Source organism: Novosphingobium sp. TK46 (genome assembly GCF_055361525.1).
This window is the reverse complement of sequence record NZ_CM143963.1, coordinates 2200364-2221511: the sequence shown is the minus strand read 5'-3', so window position 1 is coordinate 2221511 and position 21148 is coordinate 2200364. Positions and strand designations below refer to the sequence as shown.

At 65.0% G+C, this 21148-nt stretch carries 23 protein-coding genes; 11 read left to right on the top strand and 12 right to left on the bottom strand.

The genetic code is table 11. The annotated features are described in order from the left end of the window. Positions 1–121: 121 nt before the first annotated feature. The 4 genes from ACXJ1Z_RS10700 to flgH are packed head-to-tail and all read left to right on the top strand — an operon-like array spanning position 122 to position 2936. Positions 122–862, top strand: a complete 741-nt coding sequence (locus ACXJ1Z_RS10700; protein ID WP_463776578.1) for a flagellar hook-basal body complex protein — start codon at positions 122–124, stop codon at positions 860–862. A gap of 27 nt (positions 863–889) precedes the next feature. Then, positions 890–1675, top strand: coding sequence for a flagellar basal-body rod protein FlgG (flgG, locus tag ACXJ1Z_RS10695; RefSeq protein WP_463776576.1), 786 nt, complete (start codon positions 890–892; stop codon positions 1673–1675). After that, entirely contained in the window at positions 1675–2133 is a 459-nt protein-coding gene (flgA, locus tag ACXJ1Z_RS10690; RefSeq protein ID WP_463776574.1) for a flagellar basal body P-ring formation chaperone FlgA, read from the top strand. Before flgG ends, flgA begins: the two co-directional genes overlap by 1 nt. A 29-nt stretch (positions 2134–2162) precedes the next feature. Then, positions 2163–2936, top strand: a complete 774-nt coding sequence (gene flgH, locus ACXJ1Z_RS10685; RefSeq protein ID WP_463776573.1) for a flagellar basal body L-ring protein FlgH — start codon at positions 2163–2165, stop codon at positions 2934–2936. Between the two features lie 153 nt (positions 2937–3089). Here flgH and ACXJ1Z_RS10680 read toward each other — a convergent pair whose 3' ends face one another. Next, positions 3090–3494, bottom strand: a complete 405-nt coding sequence (locus tag ACXJ1Z_RS10680) for a flagellar biosynthesis repressor FlbT (protein WP_463776571.1) — start codon at positions 3492–3494, stop codon at positions 3090–3092. Positions 3495–3826: 332 nt separating this feature from the next. Between ACXJ1Z_RS10680 and ACXJ1Z_RS10675 the strand changes: the two genes are divergently transcribed. The 3 genes from ACXJ1Z_RS10675 (at position 3827) to ACXJ1Z_RS10665 (ending at position 5720) form a co-directional block, all read left to right on the top strand. Further along, positions 3827–4693: a flagellin gene (locus ACXJ1Z_RS10675; protein ID WP_463776569.1), complete on the top strand. Its 867-nt coding sequence runs from the start codon at positions 3827–3829 to the stop codon at positions 4691–4693. A 155-nt stretch (positions 4694–4848) separates the two neighbouring features. Further along, the gene (locus ACXJ1Z_RS10670) at positions 4849–5253 is read left to right on the top strand and encodes a hypothetical protein (protein WP_463776567.1); all 405 of its coding nucleotides are present in this window, start codon (positions 4849–4851) and stop codon (positions 5251–5253) included. Between the two features lie 131 nt (positions 5254–5384). Then, positions 5385–5720, top strand: coding sequence for a hypothetical protein (locus tag ACXJ1Z_RS10665; RefSeq protein WP_463776566.1), 336 nt, complete (start codon positions 5385–5387; stop codon positions 5718–5720). 182 nt (positions 5721–5902) lie between these two features. Here ACXJ1Z_RS10665 and ACXJ1Z_RS10660 read toward each other — a convergent pair whose 3' ends face one another. Further along, positions 5903–6565, bottom strand: coding sequence for a flagellar hook assembly protein FlgD (locus tag ACXJ1Z_RS10660; protein WP_463776564.1), 663 nt, complete (start codon positions 6563–6565; stop codon positions 5903–5905). Positions 6566–6578: 13 nt separating this feature from the next. Then, positions 6579–7670: a flagellar hook-length control protein FliK gene (locus ACXJ1Z_RS10655; RefSeq protein ID WP_463776563.1), complete on the bottom strand. Its 1092-nt coding sequence runs from the start codon at positions 7668–7670 to the stop codon at positions 6579–6581. 169 nt (positions 7671–7839) lie between these two features. On the opposite strand from ACXJ1Z_RS10655, the gene ACXJ1Z_RS10650 reads away from it, so the two are divergent. Then, positions 7840–8229 (top strand): hypothetical protein, encoded by a 390-nt coding sequence (locus tag ACXJ1Z_RS10650; protein WP_463776562.1) that lies wholly within the window; start codon positions 7840–7842, stop codon positions 8227–8229. Positions 8230–8262: 33 nt separating this feature from the next. On the opposite strand, the gene flhA is transcribed toward ACXJ1Z_RS10650, so the two are convergent. The 6 genes from flhA to ACXJ1Z_RS10620 form a co-directional block, all read right to left on the bottom strand. Continuing rightward, complete coding sequence (gene flhA / locus ACXJ1Z_RS10645) at positions 8263–10341, bottom strand: flagellar biosynthesis protein FlhA (protein ID WP_463776560.1); 2079 nt, start codon at positions 10339–10341, stop codon at positions 8263–8265. A 9-nt stretch (positions 10342–10350) separates the two neighbouring features. After that, the gene (locus ACXJ1Z_RS10640; RefSeq protein WP_463776558.1) at positions 10351–11682 is read right to left on the bottom strand and encodes a sigma-54-dependent transcriptional regulator; all 1332 of its coding nucleotides are present in this window, start codon (positions 11680–11682) and stop codon (positions 10351–10353) included. Next, positions 11682–12047 (bottom strand): flagellar motor switch protein FliN, encoded by a 366-nt coding sequence (gene fliN, locus ACXJ1Z_RS10635; RefSeq protein WP_463776557.1) that lies wholly within the window; start codon positions 12045–12047, stop codon positions 11682–11684. The genes ACXJ1Z_RS10640 and fliN overlap by 1 nt, the downstream gene beginning before the upstream one ends. Positions 12048–12058: 11 nt before the next feature. Continuing rightward, on the bottom strand, positions 12059–13654 hold the full coding sequence (fliF, locus tag ACXJ1Z_RS10630; RefSeq protein WP_463776556.1) for a flagellar basal-body MS-ring/collar protein FliF: 1596 nt from the start codon (positions 13652–13654) through the stop codon (positions 12059–12061). Between the two features lie 110 nt (positions 13655–13764). Further along, positions 13765–14415, bottom strand: coding sequence for a FliH/SctL family protein (locus ACXJ1Z_RS10625; protein ID WP_463776554.1), 651 nt, complete (start codon positions 14413–14415; stop codon positions 13765–13767). 44 nt (positions 14416–14459) lie between these two features. Continuing rightward, the gene (locus tag ACXJ1Z_RS10620; RefSeq protein ID WP_463776553.1) at positions 14460–15491 is read right to left on the bottom strand and encodes a flagellar motor switch protein FliG; all 1032 of its coding nucleotides are present in this window, start codon (positions 15489–15491) and stop codon (positions 14460–14462) included. Between the two features lie 88 nt (positions 15492–15579). Here ACXJ1Z_RS10620 and ACXJ1Z_RS10615 point away from each other — a divergent pair, with 88 nt between their 5' ends. Further along, on the top strand, positions 15580–18261 hold the full coding sequence (locus ACXJ1Z_RS10615; protein WP_463776552.1) for an NHL repeat-containing protein: 2682 nt from the start codon (positions 15580–15582) through the stop codon (positions 18259–18261). Further along, entirely contained in the window at positions 18258–18689 is a 432-nt protein-coding gene (locus ACXJ1Z_RS10610; RefSeq protein WP_463776551.1) for a flagellar basal body protein, read from the top strand. Before ACXJ1Z_RS10615 ends, ACXJ1Z_RS10610 begins: the two co-directional genes overlap by 4 nt. A gap of 128 nt (positions 18690–18817) precedes the next feature. Here the strand turns inward: ACXJ1Z_RS10610 and ACXJ1Z_RS10605 are convergent, their stop codons facing one another. From ACXJ1Z_RS10605 to ACXJ1Z_RS10595, 3 genes are read right to left on the bottom strand one after another with little or no spacing between them, the layout of a single operon-like run. Then, positions 18818–19240 (bottom strand): hypothetical protein, encoded by a 423-nt coding sequence (locus ACXJ1Z_RS10605; protein WP_463776549.1) that lies wholly within the window; start codon positions 19238–19240, stop codon positions 18818–18820. Further along, positions 19237–19557: a rod-binding protein gene (locus ACXJ1Z_RS10600; protein ID WP_463776548.1), complete on the bottom strand. Its 321-nt coding sequence runs from the start codon at positions 19555–19557 to the stop codon at positions 19237–19239. Before ACXJ1Z_RS10600 ends, ACXJ1Z_RS10605 begins: the two co-directional genes overlap by 4 nt. Then, positions 19557–20657 carry a flagellar basal body P-ring protein FlgI gene (locus ACXJ1Z_RS10595; protein ID WP_463776546.1) on the bottom strand — a complete coding sequence of 367 codons (1101 nt, stop codon included), beginning with the start codon at positions 20655–20657 and terminating at the stop codon, positions 19557–19559. The genes ACXJ1Z_RS10600 and ACXJ1Z_RS10595 overlap by 1 nt, the downstream gene beginning before the upstream one ends. A 67-nt stretch (positions 20658–20724) precedes the next feature. Between ACXJ1Z_RS10595 and ACXJ1Z_RS10590 the strand changes: the two genes are divergently transcribed. Then, on the top strand, positions 20725–21144 hold the full coding sequence (locus ACXJ1Z_RS10590; RefSeq protein ID WP_463776544.1) for a flagellar assembly protein FliX: 420 nt from the start codon (positions 20725–20727) through the stop codon (positions 21142–21144). Positions 21145–21148 lie beyond the last annotated feature (4 nt).

Genomic DNA, 21148 nt, shown 5'->3' with positions numbered 1-21148 from the left:
ACCGGTGGCGTGCAAAATCGTCTGCCGCGCGCCGAATGCCGTTGTTCCCTCCTATTATAGAAGCCGTGGGCGGCAATTTCTGCCTAGCGCGGTTTTCGCGAGAATATTTCGGAGGGAGTGAATGGACGTCTCCGCATACGTGCTTCTAAGTCATGAGCAGGCGCTGCAACGTCGACTGGACGTGGTCGCCAACAACATGGCCAATACGAGCACAGCCGGGTTCCGGCGCGAGCAGCCCGTCTTTCGCGAATACGTGGAGGAAGGAGAGGACAACGCGGTCGACGCCGCACGTAACGTCTCGTTCGTCCTTGACCAGGGCGCCGTGCACGACACGCGCGCAGGAGCGTTCCAGACGACCGGCAATGCGCTCGACGTGATGATCGATGGTCCTGGCTATCTTGCGGTCGAAGCGCCGGAGGGCGGCAGCGCCTACACCCGCGCCGGATCGTTGAAAGTGCTCGAAAGCGGCGATCTCGCCACCGCGACCGGTCAGCGCATCCTGGGCGAAAACGGCCAGCCGATCACGATACCACCCGACCAGACCGTGGGGCTGACGATCGGCGATGACGGGACGGTCTCAGGAACTTCGGGTCCGCTCGGGCGGATCGCGGTCACCACGTTCGACGAGTCCCAGGTCACCCCGCGCGGTGACGGGCTGATGGCGGCTCAGGGCGGCACCGTCCTGTCGCAAACGCAGACGCGCCTGCGCACCGGCGGCTTCGAGGGATCGAACGTCGAGCCGATCGCCGAGACCACCAGCATGGTGGAGATCCTGCGATCCTATCAGAACAGCCAGAAGATGTCCGACGCGCTGAGCGACATGCGCAAACGCGCAATCGATCGCCTCTCACAGGTCGGCTGACCAACACGTTTCTAAAGGGAAGATTCCATGCGTTCCTTGTCTATCGCCTCCAGCGGCATGCTTGCGCAGCAAACCAATGTCGACGTGATCTCTAACAATATCGCGAACATGAACACCACGGCCTACAAGCGTCAGCGGGCCGAATTCCAGGACCTGCTCTATCAGCAGGTCGCCCGTCCCGGCTCCAGCACCGGCGGACCGGATGCGCGCGCGCCTTCGGGCATTCAGATCGGCGCGGGCGTGCGCACCGGCGGTGTCTATCGCATCGGCACGCAAGGCGCGCTGACCCAGACCGACAACCGCTACGACCTCGCCATCGAGGGTCAGGGATATCTCCAGGTGCTGATGCCCAACGGCGATACCAATTATACCCGCGCCGGTTCGCTGCAGCTGTCGGATCAAGGCGAGCTGGTGACGTCGGATGGCTATCCGGTCCAGCCCGGTATCACCATTCCACAAGGCGCCGTCGACGTCGTGATCTCGGCGACCGGCAACGTCCAGGTCAAGATCGGCGGCGCGCCGGAGCTGCAGGACGTGGGCCAGCTCCAGCTTGCCTCGTTCGTGAACGAAGCGGGTCTGGAAGCGCTGGGCGGCAACCTCTTCGCCGAAACCTCGGCCTCGGGCCAGCCCAACGTCGCCTCGCCCGGAGAGCCGGGCTTCGGCACGCTGCGGCAGGGCTTCATCGAAGCGTCGAACGTCAATCCGGTCGCGGAAATTACCGCCCTCATCACCGCCCAACGCGCCTATGAGATGAACAGCCGGGTGGTGAAAACGGCCGACGAGATGCTGGCCACCACCAGCCAGCTGCGGTGATGACGATGCTGACTTCGCTACTCGCCCTGCTTGCCGCCCAGGCTGCAAGCGTGCCGGCCACGCCGGCCGTGGCGGCTACCGTCGATACGCCCGTGCTCACCCGCATCGTCGAGCGCGGAGAGGTCATCTCCAGCAGCGACTTCGCGCCCGAGCCGCTGCCCGCCGCGCAGGCCCGCGGCGCCCTGCAGCCAAGGGCGGCGAACGGCATGGAGGCGGCACGCCGCCTGGCCGCGGGCACGGTGGTGCGGGCAAGCGACGTCACCACGCCGCGCCTCGTGCGCCGTGGTGAGGCGGTGACCATCACCGTGCGCTCAGGAGGGCTCACCATCACCACCGCCGGCCGCACGCTGGATAACGGCGCCAAGGGTGACCGGGTCCGCGTCGTCGCCAATTCGACCAGCAAAACCCTCGATGCCGAGGTCGAAGGCTCCGGCGCGGTGCGCGTCGTCGCACCATGATGCCTGGCGCCCGTAACGGAGTACCCTCGATGAAAGTCAAAACCCTCTTGGCTCTGGCGGCGGTCGTGCCGCTGGTGTCCGGGTGCGGAGCCGCCGGTCGCCTTGCGAACGTCGGCAAGGCGCCGCGCTTCACGCCGGAACAGGATGTGCAGACCGCGATCGCCGAACGCTCGATCTCGCAACCCGGCATCGTCGATCCGCTGGGCGCGCCCCGCGCGCCTGGCGAACCACCGGCCCAGGCCCCCAGCGCCTCGTTGTTCCGCGCCGGCGCCGGTGGCCTGTTCCGTGACCAGCGCGCCAACGTCCTTGGCGACATTCTGACCATCCGTATCGACGTGCGCGATCGCGCCAGCGTGGGCAACACCACGGATCGCAGCCGCTCGGGCTCCGAGAACGCGGGCCTCGCCTCGCTGCTGGGCCTGGAAAAGCCACTCAGCAAGCTGCTGCCGGGAAATCCCGACACCAACAGTCTGGTCGGCGCGAATTCGAAGTCGTTGTCGAGCGGTTCGGGCAAGACCGAACGCAGCGAAACCATCAACATGACGATGGCCGCCGTCGTCACCGGCGTGATGCCGAACGGCAATCTCGTGATCCGGGGGCGACAGGAAGTCCGGGTGAACTTCGAGCTTCGCGAACTGATCGTCTCGGGCATCGTCCGTCCGCAGGATATCGCGCGCGACAACTCAATCCGCCACACCCAGATCGCCGAGGCCCGGATCAGCTATGGCGGGCGCGGCCAGCTGACCGACGTGCAGCAGGCCCGTTGGGCGCAGCAGGTCTATGACGCCCTGTTCCCGTTCTGAGGGGCCGGTGGGCAGTGCCCTTCGCCAACAGCCATGATCGCCTCTAACGAAAAGCCCCCGGTCATCACGATCGGGGGCTTTTCGCTTGAAGGCAGGACTGGGCAAAGCAGCGTTCGGTGGACCGACGCGCTTGCAAGCCTCGCTAATCGAGGATCACACCGCCTCCATAGCCGTTTGCGCGGCTTGCGCGTCCTCGTACCCGATCAGTTCACGACATTCCGCCAGCGCCCGATAATACGCGCCTTCAGCCACGAGGGTCGCGAAGCGTACGCAGGCCGCCTTGGCCTCCGGAGCATCGAGCGTCGCGATGAGCGCGGTCAGCAGCGCAAGGATGGCGGCCTGATGCCGCTCCAGGTCGGGCTCATCGACATAGGCCAACGTGCAGGCGAAATAGAGCTGGCGCGCCGGTGTCGTTGCCTCCTCGGGCGACATGACATCGCGTCCCCGCATCACGGCGGCCCGATTTTCCAGCAGCAGGTGGCTGCTGCCGCGTGAGGCCAATACGGCCCCATTGACGATCATCTTCTCGCCGTCTCTCATCTTGATATGCAATGCCATGGTTCGTCCTTCTGGATGTACCTGGTTATTGTAGGACGACCGCGACCGGCATCGTGCGATTACTAGGCAAATTTTGCCTAGCCGATCATCTGCCGACGCCAACCCGATCATTCGTGCCCGTACGCGCGTGCGGCTGGACCGGACAGAAGCCATCCCTGACAATGACTTAGCCTGTTAGCGATTGGTTAGGCATAGAAAAACCCGGTCCAAGACACGGGCCCGTGCTTTTTCTTCCCACAATAGAGAGGCGGGCCGCGATGATGCGGCAAGTCGCGGACCAGCGATCTGGTCCAAGGCCGTAGAAATGGCCATTTCCTAGAAGGAATTTCACTATGGGTATGTCAGTAAACACCAACGTTGGCGCGATGGCGGCTCTTCAGAGCCTCAACGAGACGAACAAGGGTCTTTCGACCGTCCAGACCCGGATCAACACCGGCCTGGCGGTTTCCTCGACCAAGGACGACTCGTCCAAGTACACCATCGCGCAGAAGCTGCGTGGCGATGTCGGCGGACTGACGGCGGTTACGTCTTCGCTCAGCCGTGCAAAGAGCACGGTCGACGTTGCCGTGGCCGGTGCGGAGCAGGTTTCGGATCTCGTCAACCAGATGAAGTCCAAGGCCACCGAAGCTTCGGATGGAGGCCTCGACGCCAAGAGCCGCACCGCGATCGGTGAGGATCTCAAGGCGCTCAAGAAGCAGATCAACTCCATCGTCGGCTCGTCGGAGTTCAATGGTACCAACCTGCTGAAGACCGACTCGTCGGCGACCGGCAAGGTTTCGGCCTTGATGTCGGCCAGCGGCACGTCCAAGCTGGATGTCGCCAACGTCGACCTGGAAGCCGATGCGACCACTGCCTTTGGTGCAGCCGGTACGGATACGGCGCTGACTTTCGCCGGCACCGATCTGGCTGCCGATGCGACGGCAGCGGGTACCTTGAAGACCAACCTCGATACCTTTGCCGCCAGCGTCAACACCAAGCTCAGCACGCTGGGTTCGGCCTCGCGCCAGATCGATGGTCAGATGAGCTTCGTCAGCAAGCTGTCGGACTCGATCGAAGGCGGCATCGGCAATCTCGTCGACGCCGACCTCGCCAAGGAGTCGGCGAAGCTTCAGGCCCTGCAGGTCAAGCAGCAGCTTGGCGTTCAGGCTCTGTCGATCGCCAACCAGGCGCCGCAGTCGATCATGTCGCTGTTCCGTTAATCGCGGATCCAGCGGACTTGACCGTCTAGATCTGGGGTCGGAGTGGAGATGCTCCGACCCCATTTCTTTGGAGCGAAACCTGGACCGATCCCGCGTTTCCATGTCGGTACGGTCCTTTGCGCTCTATAATGAACTCAGGACTTCGGCGAGGCTTTGTGTTTCCCAGAATTCGCGAAATCGTCGATCAGAGCGGCGGGCGATTGCGAGTGAAACTTGCCGCCGATCAAGGCGGTGCGTTGATCACGCTCCAGCATTCCGACTGGTCCGACGCAGTGGGCGTCGTTCTCGATCCCGCAAGTGCCGAGCTGCTTGGCAGCTTCATCATGTCGGCGCGCCTGGCGCTGCCACACGGCCTGCCGGACGAAGACAGCCAGCGCGGCCTGGCACGCCGCTTCCGCCTTGTGGTGGAACCCTCGCCGCGCATCGAAGTGCTGCAAGGCAGCGCCGACGATCCATTCGACATACCCCACTGCTATTGGGACAAACTCTATGCCGAGCTTTGTCTGGTCGTCGCCCACACGCGTGATTTCAACTGGCATGCCCCGATCCGCACGCACTAGCGGCGGAGGGGCATATTCAGCACAGGTTAAAAAATAGTTACGACCTCGGGAAAACCCTTAGTAGTCATACGCTGTCTCTCACGTCAGGGCGACAACGATCGGGGCAAGAACAAGTAGGAGCATGATCCAAGATGCATGAGTTCAATCATGCTGCAATAGGAGACATCATCGCCGGAGGGGACCGCAAGGACCGGTGTGACGCTATTGTGATTTCCGTGGCGCTATCCGTGCGCGATCACGAAGCGCTGTGGGATGCTGCCGCCATCAAAGGCATGTCCGCGCCCGGCACTCGGTTGAATGACCTGATAGATGTGATCGGACCGCGTGAAGATCCGTCCATCGCCGAATGCATCGCTATGCTGGCGCAGCCCGCGCTATTGCCGGGTTGTGATCTTGAGGATTTCGACGTTCAGATCGTCGCGACGCTGCGCAGTCGTGACGTGGGTCATGATTTGAAAGCTGCCTGACCCCGCGAAGATCGTCCTGCTGGTGCGGGATTGTCATCACGCCAACATCGAAAGGGGCGGCTCGCGCGCGAGCCGCCCCTTTGCATTTGCGCTGCTGGATCCATGCTTATGATCCGGCAAATCGCCAGATGACAGGGTCGCCGGGGTGACGCCACTCGGCCACCCCCGGCCCCTGCCGGCGTTCAGCTGCTGGCCGTGACGTTGACGAGCTTGCTGGAAGCGATCTCGGCACCGTTCACACCCAGCACGATATTGCCGGCGCTCGACGCCACGCTGTCGACGGTGCCAATACTGCGAATGACCTCGGGTACGTCCACGCCGTTAGCGTCCAGTGCATCGATCGAAAGGGTATAGCTGCCATGGGGCGCGGTGCCGCCGCTGGCCTGCTGGCCGTTCCACGAGAAGCGACCTTGCGAACCCGGCTCGAGCATCTTGGTGGCCACGGTGACGCCCGCGGAGTTCTTGATCGTGGCGGTGACCGACGTGGCATTGCGCGGGAGGCTGTACGACCATTCGGCCGGGCGGTCGGTCAATCCGGCCACGTTCGTATCGAACTGCGCCTCGCGACCGATGAAGCCGGCAGCCTGCGACATGTCCGATGCCGAAAGACGCGAAAGGATATCGCGAAGAACGCCGGTCTGCTGCGTGGACTGCTCGACTTGAGAATACTGGACCAGCTGCTGGGTATATTCGGACGTCTTCATCGGATCGAGCGGATCCTGGTTCTGCATCTGCGTGGTCAGCAGCTTGAGGAACATGTTGAAGTCCGCCCCCGTGGTGGTTGCGGGCTTGGCGGTGGCAGCGGCGGTCGTGGCCTGCTGCGTAGAACCGGTGATCGTCGTCATCTAGTGTACTCCCTCAAGCCATCATGTTGATGCGGCCGTTCGTGGCCATGGGTCGGTATGTCGGCTCATCATCGTTGCGCGCCTGGGTGCTGGTATCGTTACGATGGGTCGCGGCACCCCGCTGTTGGTAATGCTGCTGCCACTGGCTGCCCTGTTCGCTGTTCCCACCGCGATCGAAACGGAAGCTTTGGCTGTCGGTTAGGACGCCCGCTTGCTCCAACGATCGATTGAGTTCGACGATGTTGCCCTTGATCGCGTCCAGCACGAGCGGAGCGTCGGCCGCCACCACGGCGCGAAGATGGCCATGTTCGTTGACGGACATGCGAATGTTGATGCGCCCGAGCTCAGCAGGATCGAGGCGGATCAGCAGTTCGTTGCTGCCGTTCGATACGCGGCGCGCGATCTCCAGCCCCATTTCTCGTGCGGCCTTGTCGGGATGGAACGCCATCCTGGCATGGCTCTCGACGGGAGCCGGCTGAACCTGGGGCACGGCTTGCGGCGGTATCTGACCCGGGGTTGGCACCGCGACTGCCGGACCACCCGGCGCCGCCTGACTTGCGCCAGCCGCAGCGGCGACAGGTTGATCGGGACCTGTGCTCGTCAGGGCGTGTGCAAATCCCTTTGCGACCGGCTCGGCCCCTGCTTGCATGGACTTGATATCCGGTGAGCCCGTATCGATCGTACCCTTACCGTGAGACGCCTGCGTCCCTGCACCGATGACCAACGAAGGCACTATACCGGACGACCCTGCCTCTCCCGCCTTGCCATGCATCGGCGTGACGACGAGTGGTGTGGTGCCTGGGACGGGCGTGAGCGCTATAACGGCGATGTCGGCCTGCTCGGCGTCCGGCCCGTCGCCATCGGCACCAGCGGTGGTCTTCGCCTTGGGGGCGAGCCCCACGGCCAAGCTTCCTGCCGCGATGCCGGAAGTGTCGGGCAGGACGGGTTGCTGCGGGATGGCGTCCGGTGCCGGCACGTCGCCGATCTCTTCGCCATCGTTCTGCTTTGCCGACCCCTGATGCGCCGGCTCGACCGAAGGTTTCGCGCCGGTCGCACTTGCCGGCGTGGCTACGAGGGGCCCTTGCCATGGAACGCTCGCCGCCATCTGTTCTTGCCCGGGCAAAGCAGGTGGGAGCGTGGGGGGTGCGATTGCCGTCAGCGGCTCCTGGGTTGGTGGCGCAACCGCTTGCGGCTCTTCCACGGCTGGCCCATCCAACGCCATCGCAGGCTCTGAAGCAGAGGACGCGAGCGGGGCGCTTCCTTGCGGCCCCGCCATGACCGAACCATTTGAAGCGACCGAAGGCGTTAAAGCAAGCGACGCTGGTATCGGTCCGCTCGCTTGCGGTACCGGCACGGCTGCGCCCTCTGGAATTCTTGTCTCAGGGCTCATCGGCAATACCGGCGCTTTTGCGAGAGCACCCTGCCCCGCGGCATCGATAGCCGCGGTGTTCGCCAGCAACGACATGGTCATGACCGGTGCGACCGGACCGACGGCGGTCCCGACTGCGGCGGGAATCGTCGTGATGCTGCTGGTGCCCAGTATCGTCGCGAACGGCTGGCTACCCGTCTCGGCGGCAAAGCTTGCGGTGTTCGAGGCGCTTGGGCCAATTACCCCGGCTGCTGCGATTTCCATTCGACCCCTTTTGCGCGAATGCGTCGTGTAAAGTCATTATAGAGGGAACGCGGGCTGGCTGCGGTCAGCCGACCATTCCGATCGCCCTGACGCGGGCGCGGGTGTGGATCTCGTTCTGTGACAGCACCACGGTCGCCGGACGGACGCGCTCGACGATGGATCGCACGAACGGTCGGATCGCCGGGTTCGTCAGGATGCACGGTATCTCGCCGACGGCCGCCAGGCGGTCGTAGGTGTCACGAACCGCGCCGATGAACGATTGCAGGGTCGACGGCGCCATGGCGAGCTGGCGTTCCTCGCCCTGCCCGACGATGCTGTCGGAGAATGCCTGGTCCCACTCGGGCGACAGGGTGACGATCGGTATGGCGCCGTCGGTGCTCTGCTGCGCGGAGATCTGGCGGGCAAGGCGCCCGCGCACATGCTCGGTAATCTGCGTGATGTTCGAAGTCGTCGGCACCGCCTCGGCGACCCCCTCCAGGATCGTCGGGATGTCGCGAATGGAGATCCCCTCGCTCAACAGGTTCTGCAGGATGCGCTGGACCCCCGAAACCGATATCTTCGATGGGATGATGTCCGCGATCAGCTTCTCGGCATCCTTGTGGACTTCGTTGAGCAGCTTTTGCACTTCAAGGTACGAGACCATGTCGGCGATGTTGTCCTTGACCAGTTCGGTCAGGTGGGTGGCGATGATCGTGCCGCAATCCACCACGGTCACGCCGCGCAGCCCGGCCTCTTCGCGCAAGTCGCGATCGATCCATAGCGCCGGAAGACCGAACACCGGCTCGCGCGCGGCCTCGCCGGGAAGGCTGGTCGGGCCTTCGGCGGGATTGATGACCATCAGCTTGTCCAGCCGCAACTCGCCACGCGCCGCCTCGGTCTCCTTGATGTAGACCACGTATTCGTTGGCCCTGAGCGCCATGTTGTCGATGATGCGGACCGACGGCAGCACGAAACCGTAATCGGTCGCCATCTGGCGGCGCAGCGCCCGGACCTGATCGTCCAGCCTTGGCTCGGCGCGGGCCTCGTTGATGATCGGCAGCAAACCGTAACCCAGCTCGATCCGAATGGCGTCGAGGGCGACGGTGGGCGCGACGGGCTCCTCGGCCTCGGCGGCTTCGGCGTCGTCTTGCGCCTGGACATAGCGTTCGCGAGCCACCGCCTCCTGCGCCTTCTTGCTTAGCGACCAGGCAAGCCAGCCGCTCAGACCGGAGAAAGCGGCGAACGGGATGAACGGCAGACCGGGGATAAGCGCCAGCGCGCCCATCAGGAACGATACCATCCCGAACGCCTTGGGATAACGGCCGAGCTGTTGCGCCAGTGCCGCGCCGGTCTTTCCCGCAACGCCGCCCTTCGACACCAGCAGGCCGGCGGCGGTGGATACGATCAGTGCGGGAATCTGGCTGACCAGTCCATCGCCCACGGTGAGGATGGTATAAGTGTGGAAGGCTTCCGCCAGTCCGACGCCATGGATGGTGACGCCGACGATCAGTCCGACGAAGACGTTGATCCCGGTGATGAGCAAGGCTGCGACGGCATCGCCCTTCACGAACTTGGACGCACCATCCATCGCGCCGTAAAAGCCGCTTTCGGCCTCCACCTCGGAGCGGCGAGCCTTCGCTGTCGCCTCGTCGATCATGCCGGCGTTGAGATCGGCGTCGATCGCCATCTGCTTGCCCGGCATCGAATCCAGGCTGAACCGCGCGGCGACTTCGGCGATGCGGCCCGCGCCCTTGGTGATGACGACGAAGTTGATCACCATCAGGATGATGAAGATGGTAAGGCCGATGACCACTTCGCCGCCGATGAGGAACTCCCCGAAGGCCGCGATAACGCCGCCGGCAGCGTGCGTCCCCTCATGCCCGTGGCCCAGGATCAGGCGGGTCGAGGCCAGGTTGAGGCCCAGCCGCAGCATCGTCGAGATCAGCAGGATGGTGGGAAATGCCGACAGATCGAGGGGACGTTCGATGAACAGCGCCGTCATCAGGATCATGACGGACAGCGTGATCGACAGCGCCAGCCCGAGGTCCAGCAACCAGCCCGGCATCGGCAGGATCAGCATCGCGATGATCGCGAGAACGCCACCGGCCAGCGCCATGTCGCGGTTCGCGCCGAGGCGCTGGGCGATCTCGATAAACTTGTTCATGACTTACCCTCAGGCCGCCGGTGCGATGCTGATGCCGGCCTCGATGAAGCTCTTGAGCTTGTTGCGCATCGTTCGAACGGAGATGCCCAGGATCGTCGATGCCGTCGTGCGATTGCCACCGCAGCGCGTCAGCGTCTGCAGGATCAATTCGCGCTCCACATCCGCCATGCTGCGGCCCACCAGCGACCCGATTTCAGCCTCGGCATTGGCAACGCGCGGCGCCGCGATCTGCGAGCCATCGTTGAGGACCAGCGCATCGCTGTCGATCTGCGACCCGGTGGCCAGCAGCGCCGCGCGCTGGATGACCTGCCTGAGTTCGCGCACATTGTCAGGCCAGTGATGTTGGCCCAGCCGCCGCAGCGCCGGCGCCGAGAGCGGACGTGGCGCCATGCCTTCCGCGACTGGCAGTTGCGCGGCGAAGTGGATCGCCAGCCGCTCGACATCATCGCCACGCTCACGAAGCGGCGGCAGATCGACGCGCAGCAGACCAAGCCGGGACGCCAGATCCGAGCGGAACGTACCGGCGGACACTTGCGCCGCCAGATCGCGGGTCGTGCTGGCGATAAGACGTGCGTGACGCCGCGGGCCGGCATGATCGTCCACTCTTCCCGTATCGAGTGTCGCAGACAGCCTCGCCTGGGTCGGCGGCGGCAAGGCGCCGATCTCGCGCAGGAAGACGGTGCCATCGATCGCCTCTTCCAGACGGCCTGCGCGCGATGCGAGAGAGCCAGGAAAAACGTTGGCATCGTGGCCGAACAGCTCTGAATCGAGCACGTCACCGCCAATTCCGGCGCAGTCGACGACGACGAAGCGGCCAGGGCGCGCCGAAGCGTCATGCACCATGCGGGCCACCACTTCCTTGCCGGTGCCAGGTTCGCCGGCGATCAGCATCGGCGCCTGCGAGGATGCGATCGCACGCGCATAGCCGATCGCGTGGCTCATCGCCGGACTTTCGCCGATGGGCGATGCCACGCGCTGGCCCAGCATCATGATGGCGGCGGCGATCAGTTCGCGTTCGGGCGGAAGCGGGATGTAGTCGCGCGCACCGGCGAGAACGGCGGCCACCGCGCGCGCGGCGGGCGCGTCGATGCCGCATGCCAGCACCGGCGTGGCGATGCGATCGGCACGAAGCTGGTTCAGGAAGCCGGGAACATCGAGCGCGACGTCGATCATGACAAGGTCGCCGCCGCTGCGCCGCAACAGGTCGAGCGCGCTGCCCGAAGTGTCGGCGGTGACGACTTCCGCTCCCGCCTCGCGCGCCATCTCGGCAGCGAGGCGGAATTCTCCACCGGGTGGACCGACCAGCACCAGGCGAATCGTGTTGGATGTTCGCGCTGTCATCAACCGTCCTGCTTCACGATCTCGGTGAGGGTGACGCCGAGGGAACCATCGATCAGGACGAGTTCGCCGCGCGCGATGAAACGATCGTTGACGAACACGTCCACCGGCTCGCCGACACGGCGGTCGAGCTCGACGACGCTGCCCGAACGCATCTGGATCAGCTCTCCCACCTGAACGCGGGCACCGCCCAATACGGCCTTCACTTTGACCGGAACGTCGAAGACGGCCTCCATCTCGTCAGATGAGCTATGCATTTCGATCGGTGGCGGCGGCGGCGTGTTCCCGAATACCGACCCGTCGAAATCGTCGAACGGTGCGTCGAAGGTCGAGGGGATCAGTTCCTGGGCATTGATCTCGATATTCATGGGAAACTCCACTAAGCGGCCATCCACTGGCGGATTACGGATGCGGCTTCGGCGGGGCTGGCGGACACCGCGTCACCGATCCTCTTGATTGCGGAAAGCTTCACCCGGCCATCGACTTCGGCGAGGGCGACTTCCTGGTCGAGCAGATTGCCCGAACCTTCAGGCGCCGGCAGCGCACCCGCCCTGTCGCCGCCACCCGCCGCCATCAGCGCCGGCGTATCCTGGCCGGGCCCACCCAAAGCCTGTTGCGAGCCGTCTCCCGCCAGCATCCGGCGTTCGAAGCGCGGGCGCAGCATGCGGATGACGAACACGGCGACCGCCGCGATGATCAGCAGCTTCAGGACGCTGAATATCTGGTCGGTGGGCAGGTTCGAGAACATACCCTCCTGCGCACCTGAGGCGTCCTCGGCCGAGAACTGCATCGCCTCGATGACGACGCTGTCGCCACGTTCGGCATCGAAGCCGACCGCGTTCTCGACGATGCGCTGCAGCCGCTGGATCTGGGGTGCCGGCAATCCCGCCTGCCCGCCATCGACCATCACCGCGACCGAGAGGCGAGTCACCGCGCCGGGCGAACGCACCTTGACGGTGTTGGTCCGGCTGTTCTCGTACGTCGTGTCCTCGGAGGTCTCGCCGCTTTGCGAACGGCGCGTGTCCGAATTGCCGGACGGCGGCACCGCGCTGGCGTCCGGCAACTGCTGCGCGACGCTGGCGGCCTGCGCGCCAGGCTGGTTCTCGTTGCTGGCGTTGTTGGATTCGACCGTCACCTGATGGGCGATGGCCTGGCGGTCGGGATCGACGACGCTGGCTTCCTCGCGCGTTTGATCGCGATCGACGGTCGCGGCGACTTCCGCGCGGACCTTGCCGGCCCCCACGATCGGTTCGAGCAGGCTTTCGATCTGCTGGCGCAAGCGCCCTTCGACAGCTTGCTGGCGCTCGTCGCCATCACCCCCGCTCGCCGCGCCGGCTTCGCCCGCGCGCGCCAGCAATGCGCCGGTCTGGTCGATGATAGAGACGCTTTCCGGGGAGAGTTCCGGGACCGATGAAGAGACGAGATAGCGGATCGACTGTACGGCTTCGGCCGGCAGGCGGCCGCGCGTCTTGACGGTGACGGCCGCCGTCGCATGGCGCGGCTCGGCGGCGAATATCGCGCGCTCGGGCATGACGATGTGGACGCGCGCCTGAACGACGTTCTGCAAGCTCTGGATGGACTGCGACAGCTCGCCCTCGATGGCACGCGTCTCGTTGATCTTGGCGCGGGAGGAGGAGACACCGAACGGCTCTTCCTTGTCGAGCACCGCGTAGCCGATCGGCCCGCCCAGCTGCTCGGCGGCCATGCCCATGCGCAGTTCGGCAAGGCGGTCCTGCGGCGCCATGATCGAAGTGCCGTCGGCGGAAAGCTGGAAGGGCACGTTCTGCGCCTGCAGCTTGCCGACCATCGTTTGCGCCGAGGCGGGATCGAGATCGGTGTAGAGAAAGCCCATCTGCGGGTCGCCGGCACGCAGCGTAAGGTAGCCGAGGCCGACCAGCAGAGCGGCCCCGACGCCGCCCATCAAGGCCAGGCGGCGCGTACCGATCTTATCAGCGAAATCTCGCAACACGTTCAATTGCAGCCCCGTGACTGACGGGCCTAGCGCCCCTCCAGTTCCATTATAGGATCAACGAGGCGGCAAGTTTTTCCGGGCGGAACTTTTTGCCGCGCCGGCAGCGGATCGGGTCAGGCGCGCGGCAGGATGCCGTCGAGTTCGGCACGCACGGCGGCGCGGCGACCCTCCGCATCAAGGCGCAGTCCGCCCTGGTCCCACTGCAGGACCGCATCGCCCGGCACCAGGGCATCATCGCCGAACACCATCAGCGACAATCGCCGCCGCTCGCTGGCCTGGCGTTCCGCGACCAGCCGTTCGATATCGGCGACCAGGTCGGGGTGGACGCGGATGCGCACCGGTTGTCCGCGTGGAACCTGGATCAGGGCGCGCCCGATCGCGTCGTCGATCGCGGTGGTGGCATCGATCTCGAGCGCACGCGCGGCGATGAAATCGGCCGCCGTCAGTGCCAGCTCTCCAGCCTCGTGTGCCAGCCGCATCTCTATCTCGGCCAAGCCGTCTTCCACTGACTCGATGGAGGCCTGCAGCGAATCCACCGCGGCCAGCAGCGCCGTCTCGCGTTCGGTTCGGGCGAGATCGAGGCCTTGCTGAAACGCCTCGCAGCGCACCGCCAGAAGGGCTGCGTCATGCTGTGCCTTCATGGCCTCGCGTTCCAATTCGAGCTCGACGACACGTTCGGCTAGACCCGGATCGAACACGATGGATTCCACCATCGGCTCGGAGAAGATGCGCGAGAACGGGAATGGGGTGACTTGCGCGTTCATGGCCTGGGTTCTGCTCCTGAGTGGGAATGGGATCCGGGATCAGATCAGATGATGACGGCTTCGTCGTTCCTCGGATCGACCAGCACGATTTCGCCATTGTCGGCCAGCGTCTTGGCCAGGCGGACCAGCACGTTCTGCGCCTCTTCGCAGTCGCGCGCGCGGATCGGACCCATCGCCGCCATGTCTTCGCGCATGAGCTTGGACGCGCGCTCGGTCATGCTGGCGAAGAACATCGCACGCATCTCTTCTGGCGCCCCCTTGAGCGCGAGCGCCATCTGGCGCTTGTCCGCGACCTTGACGATGCGCGCGATCGAAGCCGGCAGCAGGTTCATCAAGTCCTCGAAGGTGAACATCAGAGCGCGGATCCGCTCCGCCGATTCCGGCGCACGGATGTCGAGCGCGGTCAGCATCGATTCCTCGCTGGCGCGGTCCATCGCGTTGAACACTTCGGCCATGCTCTCGTGCGGATCGCGCTTTTGCGCACGCGACAGGTTGGTCATGAACTCGGATTTGAGCGTGTTCTCGACTTCCTGGATGACTTCCTTCTGCACGGTCTCCATGCGCAGCATCCGCGTGATGACGTCGACGCCGATCTCGGGCGGCAGTTCAGCCAGCACGCGCGCCGCGTGATCGGGCTTCAGCTTGCTGAGGATGACCGCGACCGTCTGCGGATATTCGTTCTTGAGATAGGCGGCGAGGACGGACTCGCTGACGTTCGACAGCTTGTCCCACATCGTGCGACCCGACGGCCCACGAATGTCCTCCATGATCTCGCGCACCTTCTCGCCCGTCATGATGCCGGCAAGAAGCTTTTCGGTCGTCTCGAATGAGCCGTGGAGCGAAGCCATGCTCGACACTTCGCTGGTGAACTGGACAAGCAGATGCTCGACCACGGCCGCGGGCAGTCTGCCCAGGTGCGACATGGCCGAGGACAGTTCCTTTACCTCTTCGACGGACATCTGCTGCCAGATCGCGGCGCCGTGATCGCGGCCAAGGACAAGCAGGAGAGCGGCCGCCCTTTGCAGCCCGTTGTACTTCTTCAGCTCGGGCGGCTCCGCCGCAAGTACCATGCTCATTCGATTTCCCTGACACGAAACTGCTTCGCAACACCTCTGAGGGCGCATTCGGGTCTATTATAGGAAGGTATCAGGGAGTGTCGGACACGTGAGCATCAACTTGTCGAACAGCATGGCCGGCCTCTCGCTGCTGATGGGAGGGAACGCCTTCGGCAGCCTCGACACGGCGGGACTGCAGATCGAAACGCGTGCTGCCCGCACTGCCAAGGCGCAGTTCAAGACCCCCCTGACGACGCCGCCATGGAAGGCTGCGAGCGTCAGCACGTCGGCGTCCTCGCAGATCTCCACGATCAAGCGCATGGCCACGATCATCGACAAATCCTCTTCGACCGGCACGACGATCCCCGACGTGCAGACCACCTTCATCGCCTACAAGGCGCTCGACCGATTGCGCGTGCTGGCTGAAAGCGCAGCGCTCAAGACCACGCTCTCCACGGAACGCGCCGCGCTCGAGAAGACTTTCGCCAAGGGGTTGGCCGATCTGCAGACGTTCCTGGGCACAGCCCCGAACGACCTGGTCCAGCTTTCCTTCGCCCAATCGGCGCGGCGAGTGAACACCGTCGCGGTGCCGAGCCCCACGGGCACCACGAAACTGGCCAAGGGCGTCGTCGATACCCGCACCGCCCCGGTTCCCGGGATCACCGGCGACGAGACCTTCACGCTCAAGCTGAACCGCGGCACGATCACCGATACGGTGTCGGTCGATCTGTCCGGCACGCCGAAGCCGCCGACGCTGGATTCTGTTGCGCAGGCCTTCAATGCGGCGATCGCCTCGATCCCCATGCGCGATACCAACGGCGCCGTCGTCACCGGTTCGGGCGGGGCGGCGGTATCGCGATGGTCGACCAAGTTCGCCGTCACCAAGGAGAGCGGCACCTGGGGCTTGCGACTGGATACGCCGGGCAACGAACAAGTCGCGATCGAGCAGACGAACGCCCCCGATGCGCTGGTCGTCGCCAACGGGCAAACCGCGCTCGACGCGCCGACCGCCACCAAGATCACGCGCTTCGACGATCCTACCGGCACCATGGAGGCGCACAGCCTGGGTGCGATCCGTGCGGTGGACCGCGAGGGCACCGCAGCTTCTGCACTGGCGGCGACCAAGGACAAGCCCGCCCAGCAGATCTGGGCGCCTACGACCACGAGCGCGGTGGCGACCGATGCCGAGGGCTATTCCTATGCCGTCGGGACGATCGCCGGCGATCTTGGCGCGAACCGTCTGGCCGGAACGTCCGACCTTTACCTGACCAAGCTGGACAGCGAGGGCAAGGTCGTCTGGCAGCAGACGCTCGGCACCGCGGCGACCGCGACGGGCACCGCCGTCACCGTGGCGGCCAATGGCGACATCGTGGTCGCGGGCACGGTTACCGGCAACTTCAAGGGCGCGACCGCCGACGGCGACATGGCGGTCGCCCGCTTCAGTGCGAACGGCGACGAACAGTTCGCCTCCCTCGTGCGCAATTTCGGCGCGGACAGCGCCAGCGCCGTGGCGGTCGGCAGCGACGGTACCGTCTATGTCGCCGGCAAGACCGCCAGCGGCGGCGGCGATGGCTACATCGCCCGGCTGAGCGCGACCGGCCAGGTCCAGGAGCGGCGTACGATCGACAGCGGCGGCAGCGACAGCGTCAAGGCCCTGGCGATCGGCGCGGATGGCGACTTGCTGGCGTTGACCAACGAGAGCGGCACGGCAAAGCTGCACAAGATCGCCGCCGGATCGCTCACCACCGAAAGCGCGCCGGTCGTCGATCTGGGATCGCGCGATGCGCGCGCGATCGCGGTTGGCGCCGATGGACAGATCGCGGTCGGCGGCGCGAGCAACGGCGACGGTTTCATCGCGCGTATCGACGCTGACCTCAGCGGCCCCGCCTCATTCACCCAGATCGCGACGTCCGGAACCGATCAGGTGGACAGCCTGACCTTCATGGGCGGCACGCTCTACGCCGGGGGCCGGACGACCGGCGACTTGCAGGGTACGCACGTCGGCAGCGTCGACGGCTTCATCGCCCGTATCGATCCTACTACCGGCAGCACCCAGTCGATCAAGCAATTCGGCCAATCCGGGCTGCGGACCGAGTCCGTCCAGATCGCCGCCGCGACAGCGGGAGACAGCGTGCTTGGCGCGCTCGGCCTCAATCGCGGCATCGTCAGCTCGCAGGCTTCCGCGAAGCTTACCTCGCAAACGAGCCTGCGCGCCGGTGACGAGTTCCGGATCCGCATCAACGACGGCACCCTGCGGCGCGTCGTCATCGACGATGGCGAGACGCTGGCGACCTTATCCAAGAAGGTCAGCAGTCTGACCGGCAGCAACGCCACCGTTAGCACCCCGCTCGACGGCAAGGGAAACCGCTCGCTGCGCATCGAGGCCAAGCCGGGACAGGAGATCGAGCTGGCAGCTGGAGCCGCCGGCAAGGATGCACTGGCGAAGCTCGGCATCGAACCCATGCGGATCGCCACCCCGGCCATATTGTCGAACGACGCCCCGAAAGTGCGGCCGGGCGGAAGCTATGGCCTGAACCTGTCGAACGCGTTGGAGCTTACCGACGCGACCAAAGCCGCGAGCGCCCTCGACAGCATCAAGACCGCATTGTCGATGACGCAGACCGCGTATCGCTCGCTCTATTGGGATAGTTCGAAGGAGGCGCTCGCCAACGGATCGGCCAAGGGCGGGGGCGGCAGTGCGTCGGCCTATGAACTTGCACAAGCCGGGCGTTATCAAGCGGCGCTGGATCGCCTTACGAGTACGACATCGATGACGGGATTTGCGTTTTGAGCGGCAGCACTCCACCGGTCATGCAAGGCGTAATCCAGGCGATGCGCAACCTGTCGGACCGGCAGCGCGTGATCTCCCAGAACATCGCCAATGCCGATACGCCGGGCTATCGCGCGCGCGCGCTGGAGCGGCCCGACTTCGGCGGCCTGGTCGAAGCCACGGGCGCCGGGGCCGGTGCCCCGCGGGTGGCACGGCCCAGAGTCCAGCTCACCGCGGGAATGTCCGCGCTGGGCGCATCGTCGATCAGCAGCGGCGGGGTAATCCTGGATCGCAACACGTCCGAGACGAAGCCGGACGGCAACAACGTGACGCTGGAAGACCAGTTGCTGCAGATGGGCCAGACGCAGGCGGACTTCACCGCGCTCACCGGCCTGTATCACAAGCAGATGGGCCTGTTGCGCAGCGCGCTCGGCCGTGGTGGCGGCTAGGCAAAGGCAAAGGGCGACGCGGCCGGTCATCGCCGGCTCCCTTCGCGAAGACCGTGGCCGATACGAAAGACCCGCCACTCCATCAGGAGCGGCGGGTCTTTTTCACAGACCTTGGCTGTAAAGGCCAACTACAACTGGGTGTTGACCGAGATCGGCGTCGCCAGTTCGATACGCGAGATACCGCCACGATGGCAGTAGGTCTCCGATCGCGTGCCCGACAGCCGCTTGGCCTCTGCCGCGATTGCATCCAGCATCTCGACCGAAAGCCGGATCTGCCGCTTGAGCGCCTTGCCGTTCTGCGCCGACACTTCGCACAACTCCGAAAGGCTTTCGGTCAGCAGATCGCGATCTTCAGCATCCAGCCGCGCGCGCCAATCGGGCTGCTCGCGCGAAAGCTTGACGATGCGCGTCTCGATCCAGCCCACCAGGCGGGCTTTGGCCGAAGCGATCTCCTCGATCTGACCGGTCGGCCCGGTCGACAGCAAGCGATCGGTCTCTTCGCGCATCAGGTTGATCAGGGAGCGAATGCAATCGACAAGCTCAGTGGTCATGGGTTCTTCCCCTGCAAGCGGATAATCTGATCGAGAACGAGCGGAGCGATACCGATGCCGCCACGCTTCGCCATTTCGGTGCCGAGCTTTTCGGCCAGCACGCCGCGGAACATCTCCTCGCCGTGCCCGCCGGAAAACTGATCGCTGGTCTGCACGCTTTCGAGCATCAGCCCGGCCATCTGGCCCAGGAACACGGCTTCGAACTCGCGTGCCTTGTCGGCCGCGGCCGTATTTTTGCGAGCGGCAGGAGCGGCCGCGCCTGCAGGCGCGGCGGGCGCGACGGGTGCGGTCGCCCCGATAGGACGGATGGGGTCCATCACTGCACCTCGATTTCCGCTTGCAGCGCGCCCGCGCTCTTGACCGCCTGAAGTATGGTGATGAGATCGCGCGGGGTCACGCCCAGTGCGTTGAGGCCGCTCACCAACTGGTTGAGCGAGGCACCGCCGACCATCGCCAGCGACCGGCCCTGCCCGTCGTCGACCTGCAATTGCGTACGGGGCACCACGGTGGTCTTGCCGTTCGAGAACGGCGCGGGCTGCGATACCTCGGGAGTCTCCGTCACGCTGATGGTCAGGCCACCCTGCGCCACCGCGACCTTGCTGATGCGCACGTCGGCGTTCATCACCACGGTGCCCGACGCTTCGTTGATCACGATCTTCGCAGGCTGATCGACTTCGACCTCGAGGTTCTCGACGCGGGAGACCAGATCGATCAACGACCCCGATGCTCCCGATGGCCTTACTTCCACCGTCGCCAGGTCGAGCACCTGCGCGGTGCCTGCGAACTGGCGATTGATGGCGGCGGCGATGCGCTGCGCGGTGGTGAAATCCGGGTTGCGCAAGGCCAGCTTCAGGCTGCCCGCCGAGTTGAGCGCGTAAGGAACCTCGCGCTCGACGATGGCGCCATTGGCAATGCGCGCGGACGTTGCGACGCCCCGGCTGATGCTGGCGGCCGCGCCTTGTGCCTTGAACCCCGAGACCGCGACAGGCCCCTGCGCCACGGCATAGATCTGACCGTCCAGGCCACGCAGGGTCGATACGATCAGGGTGCCGCCTTGCAGGCTGCTGGCGTCGCCCAACGCCGAAACCTGCACGTCGATGGTGGAGCCACCGCGTGCGAAGGGCGGCAGCATCGCCGTCACCGAAACCGCCGCGACGTTCTCCGTGCGCATCTGGGTGCCGCGGATGTTGACGCCCATCCGCTCGAGCATCGCCTGCATCGATTCCTCGGTGAAAGGAGAGTTGCGGATGCGATCGCCGGTTCCGGCCAGACCCACCACCAGCCCGTAGCCGACCAGCTGGTTCGACCGGACGTTCTCGACCGAGACGATATCCTTGATGCGGGGCCCGGCGAAAGCGGGCACCGCCGCGCCAAAGCAGGCGGCGGTAAGACAGGCGAGGAAACGGGTATGTCGCATATCGCTCCGGTCGGATGGAAATTTACCGTATATTTTCTTATAGGATAATATAGGAGGTAACGGTCATATGCAGGTCAATGCGCCATCTTCGCTGTTGCAGATCCTGCTCGCCGCCCCGGCGAAGCGTGACACGCCCGCATCGTTCGCGACCGAGCCTGCGATCCTTTCCGCTCCGCCCGCTTCCGCGCTGGAAACGCCCGTGCAATCGGTACAGATGCTGGTGGCGCTGGCCGCCGTGACGCCGGCACCCGGAATCGAACGCAGACGCCGGCTGGCCAAGGACGCACAAAAGGCGCTCGACGCGCTGGAGATGCTGCAAGTGGCGCTGGTGGTGGGTGTCGGCCATGCCGAGCCGGCCGCGCAGCTCAAGGAATGGGTCGATGGTCGCACCGCGCCCGACGATCCCGCACTTGCCGGAATCATGGACGAGATCGACCTTCGCGCCCAGGTCGAGCTTGCGAAGCTGAAACGCAGAAGCAGCGAATAGGCCG

Bases quoted from the DNA above. Each gene is read 5' to 3' on its own strand.
- flhA (WP_463776560.1), bottom strand. From the start codon at position 10,341: ATGAACAAGTTTATCGAGATCGCCCAGCGCCTCGGCGCGAACCGCGAC.
- fliN (WP_463776557.1), bottom strand. From the start codon at position 12,047: ATGAATATCGAGATCAATGCCCAGGAACTGATCCCCTCGACCTTCGAC.
- ACXJ1Z_RS10700 (WP_463776578.1), top strand. From the start codon at position 122: ATGGACGTCTCCGCATACGTGCTTCTAAGTCATGAGCAGGCGCTGCAA.
- ACXJ1Z_RS10590 (WP_463776544.1), top strand. From the start codon at position 20,725: ATGCAGGTCAATGCGCCATCTTCGCTGTTGCAGATCCTGCTCGCCGCC.
- ACXJ1Z_RS10655 (WP_463776563.1), bottom strand. From the start codon at position 7,670: ATGGCGGCGAGCGTTCCATGGCAAGGGCCCCTCGTAGCCACGCCGGCA.
- ACXJ1Z_RS10620 (WP_463776553.1), bottom strand. From the start codon at position 15,491: ATGAGCATGGTACTTGCGGCGGAGCCGCCCGAGCTGAAGAAGTACAAC.
- ACXJ1Z_RS10660 (WP_463776564.1), bottom strand. From the start codon at position 6,565: ATGACGACGATCACCGGTTCTACGCAGCAGGCCACGACCGCCGCTGCC.
- flgA (WP_463776574.1), top strand. From the start codon at position 1,675: ATGACGATGCTGACTTCGCTACTCGCCCTGCTTGCCGCCCAGGCTGCA.
- ACXJ1Z_RS10680 (WP_463776571.1), bottom strand. From the start codon at position 3,494: ATGGCATTGCATATCAAGATGAGAGACGGCGAGAAGATGATCGTCAAT.
- ACXJ1Z_RS10625 (WP_463776554.1), bottom strand. From the start codon at position 14,415: ATGAACGCGCAAGTCACCCCATTCCCGTTCTCGCGCATCTTCTCCGAG.
- ACXJ1Z_RS10650 (WP_463776562.1), top strand. From the start codon at position 7,840: ATGACCGAACCATTTGAAGCGACCGAAGGCGTTAAAGCAAGCGACGCT.
- flgG (WP_463776576.1), top strand. From the start codon at position 890: ATGCGTTCCTTGTCTATCGCCTCCAGCGGCATGCTTGCGCAGCAAACC.
- ACXJ1Z_RS10600 (WP_463776548.1), bottom strand. From the start codon at position 19,557: ATGGACCCCATCCGTCCTATCGGGGCGACCGCACCCGTCGCGCCCGCC.
- ACXJ1Z_RS10675 (WP_463776569.1), top strand. From the start codon at position 3,827: ATGGGTATGTCAGTAAACACCAACGTTGGCGCGATGGCGGCTCTTCAG.
- ACXJ1Z_RS10605 (WP_463776549.1), bottom strand. From the start codon at position 19,240: ATGACCACTGAGCTTGTCGATTGCATTCGCTCCCTGATCAACCTGATG.
- ACXJ1Z_RS10640 (WP_463776558.1), bottom strand. From the start codon at position 11,682: ATGACAGCGCGAACATCCAACACGATTCGCCTGGTGCTGGTCGGTCCA.
- ACXJ1Z_RS10595 (WP_463776546.1), bottom strand. From the start codon at position 20,657: ATGCGACATACCCGTTTCCTCGCCTGTCTTACCGCCGCCTGCTTTGGC.
- ACXJ1Z_RS10665 (WP_463776566.1), top strand. From the start codon at position 5,385: ATGCATGAGTTCAATCATGCTGCAATAGGAGACATCATCGCCGGAGGG.
- flgH (WP_463776573.1), top strand. From the start codon at position 2,163: ATGAAAGTCAAAACCCTCTTGGCTCTGGCGGCGGTCGTGCCGCTGGTG.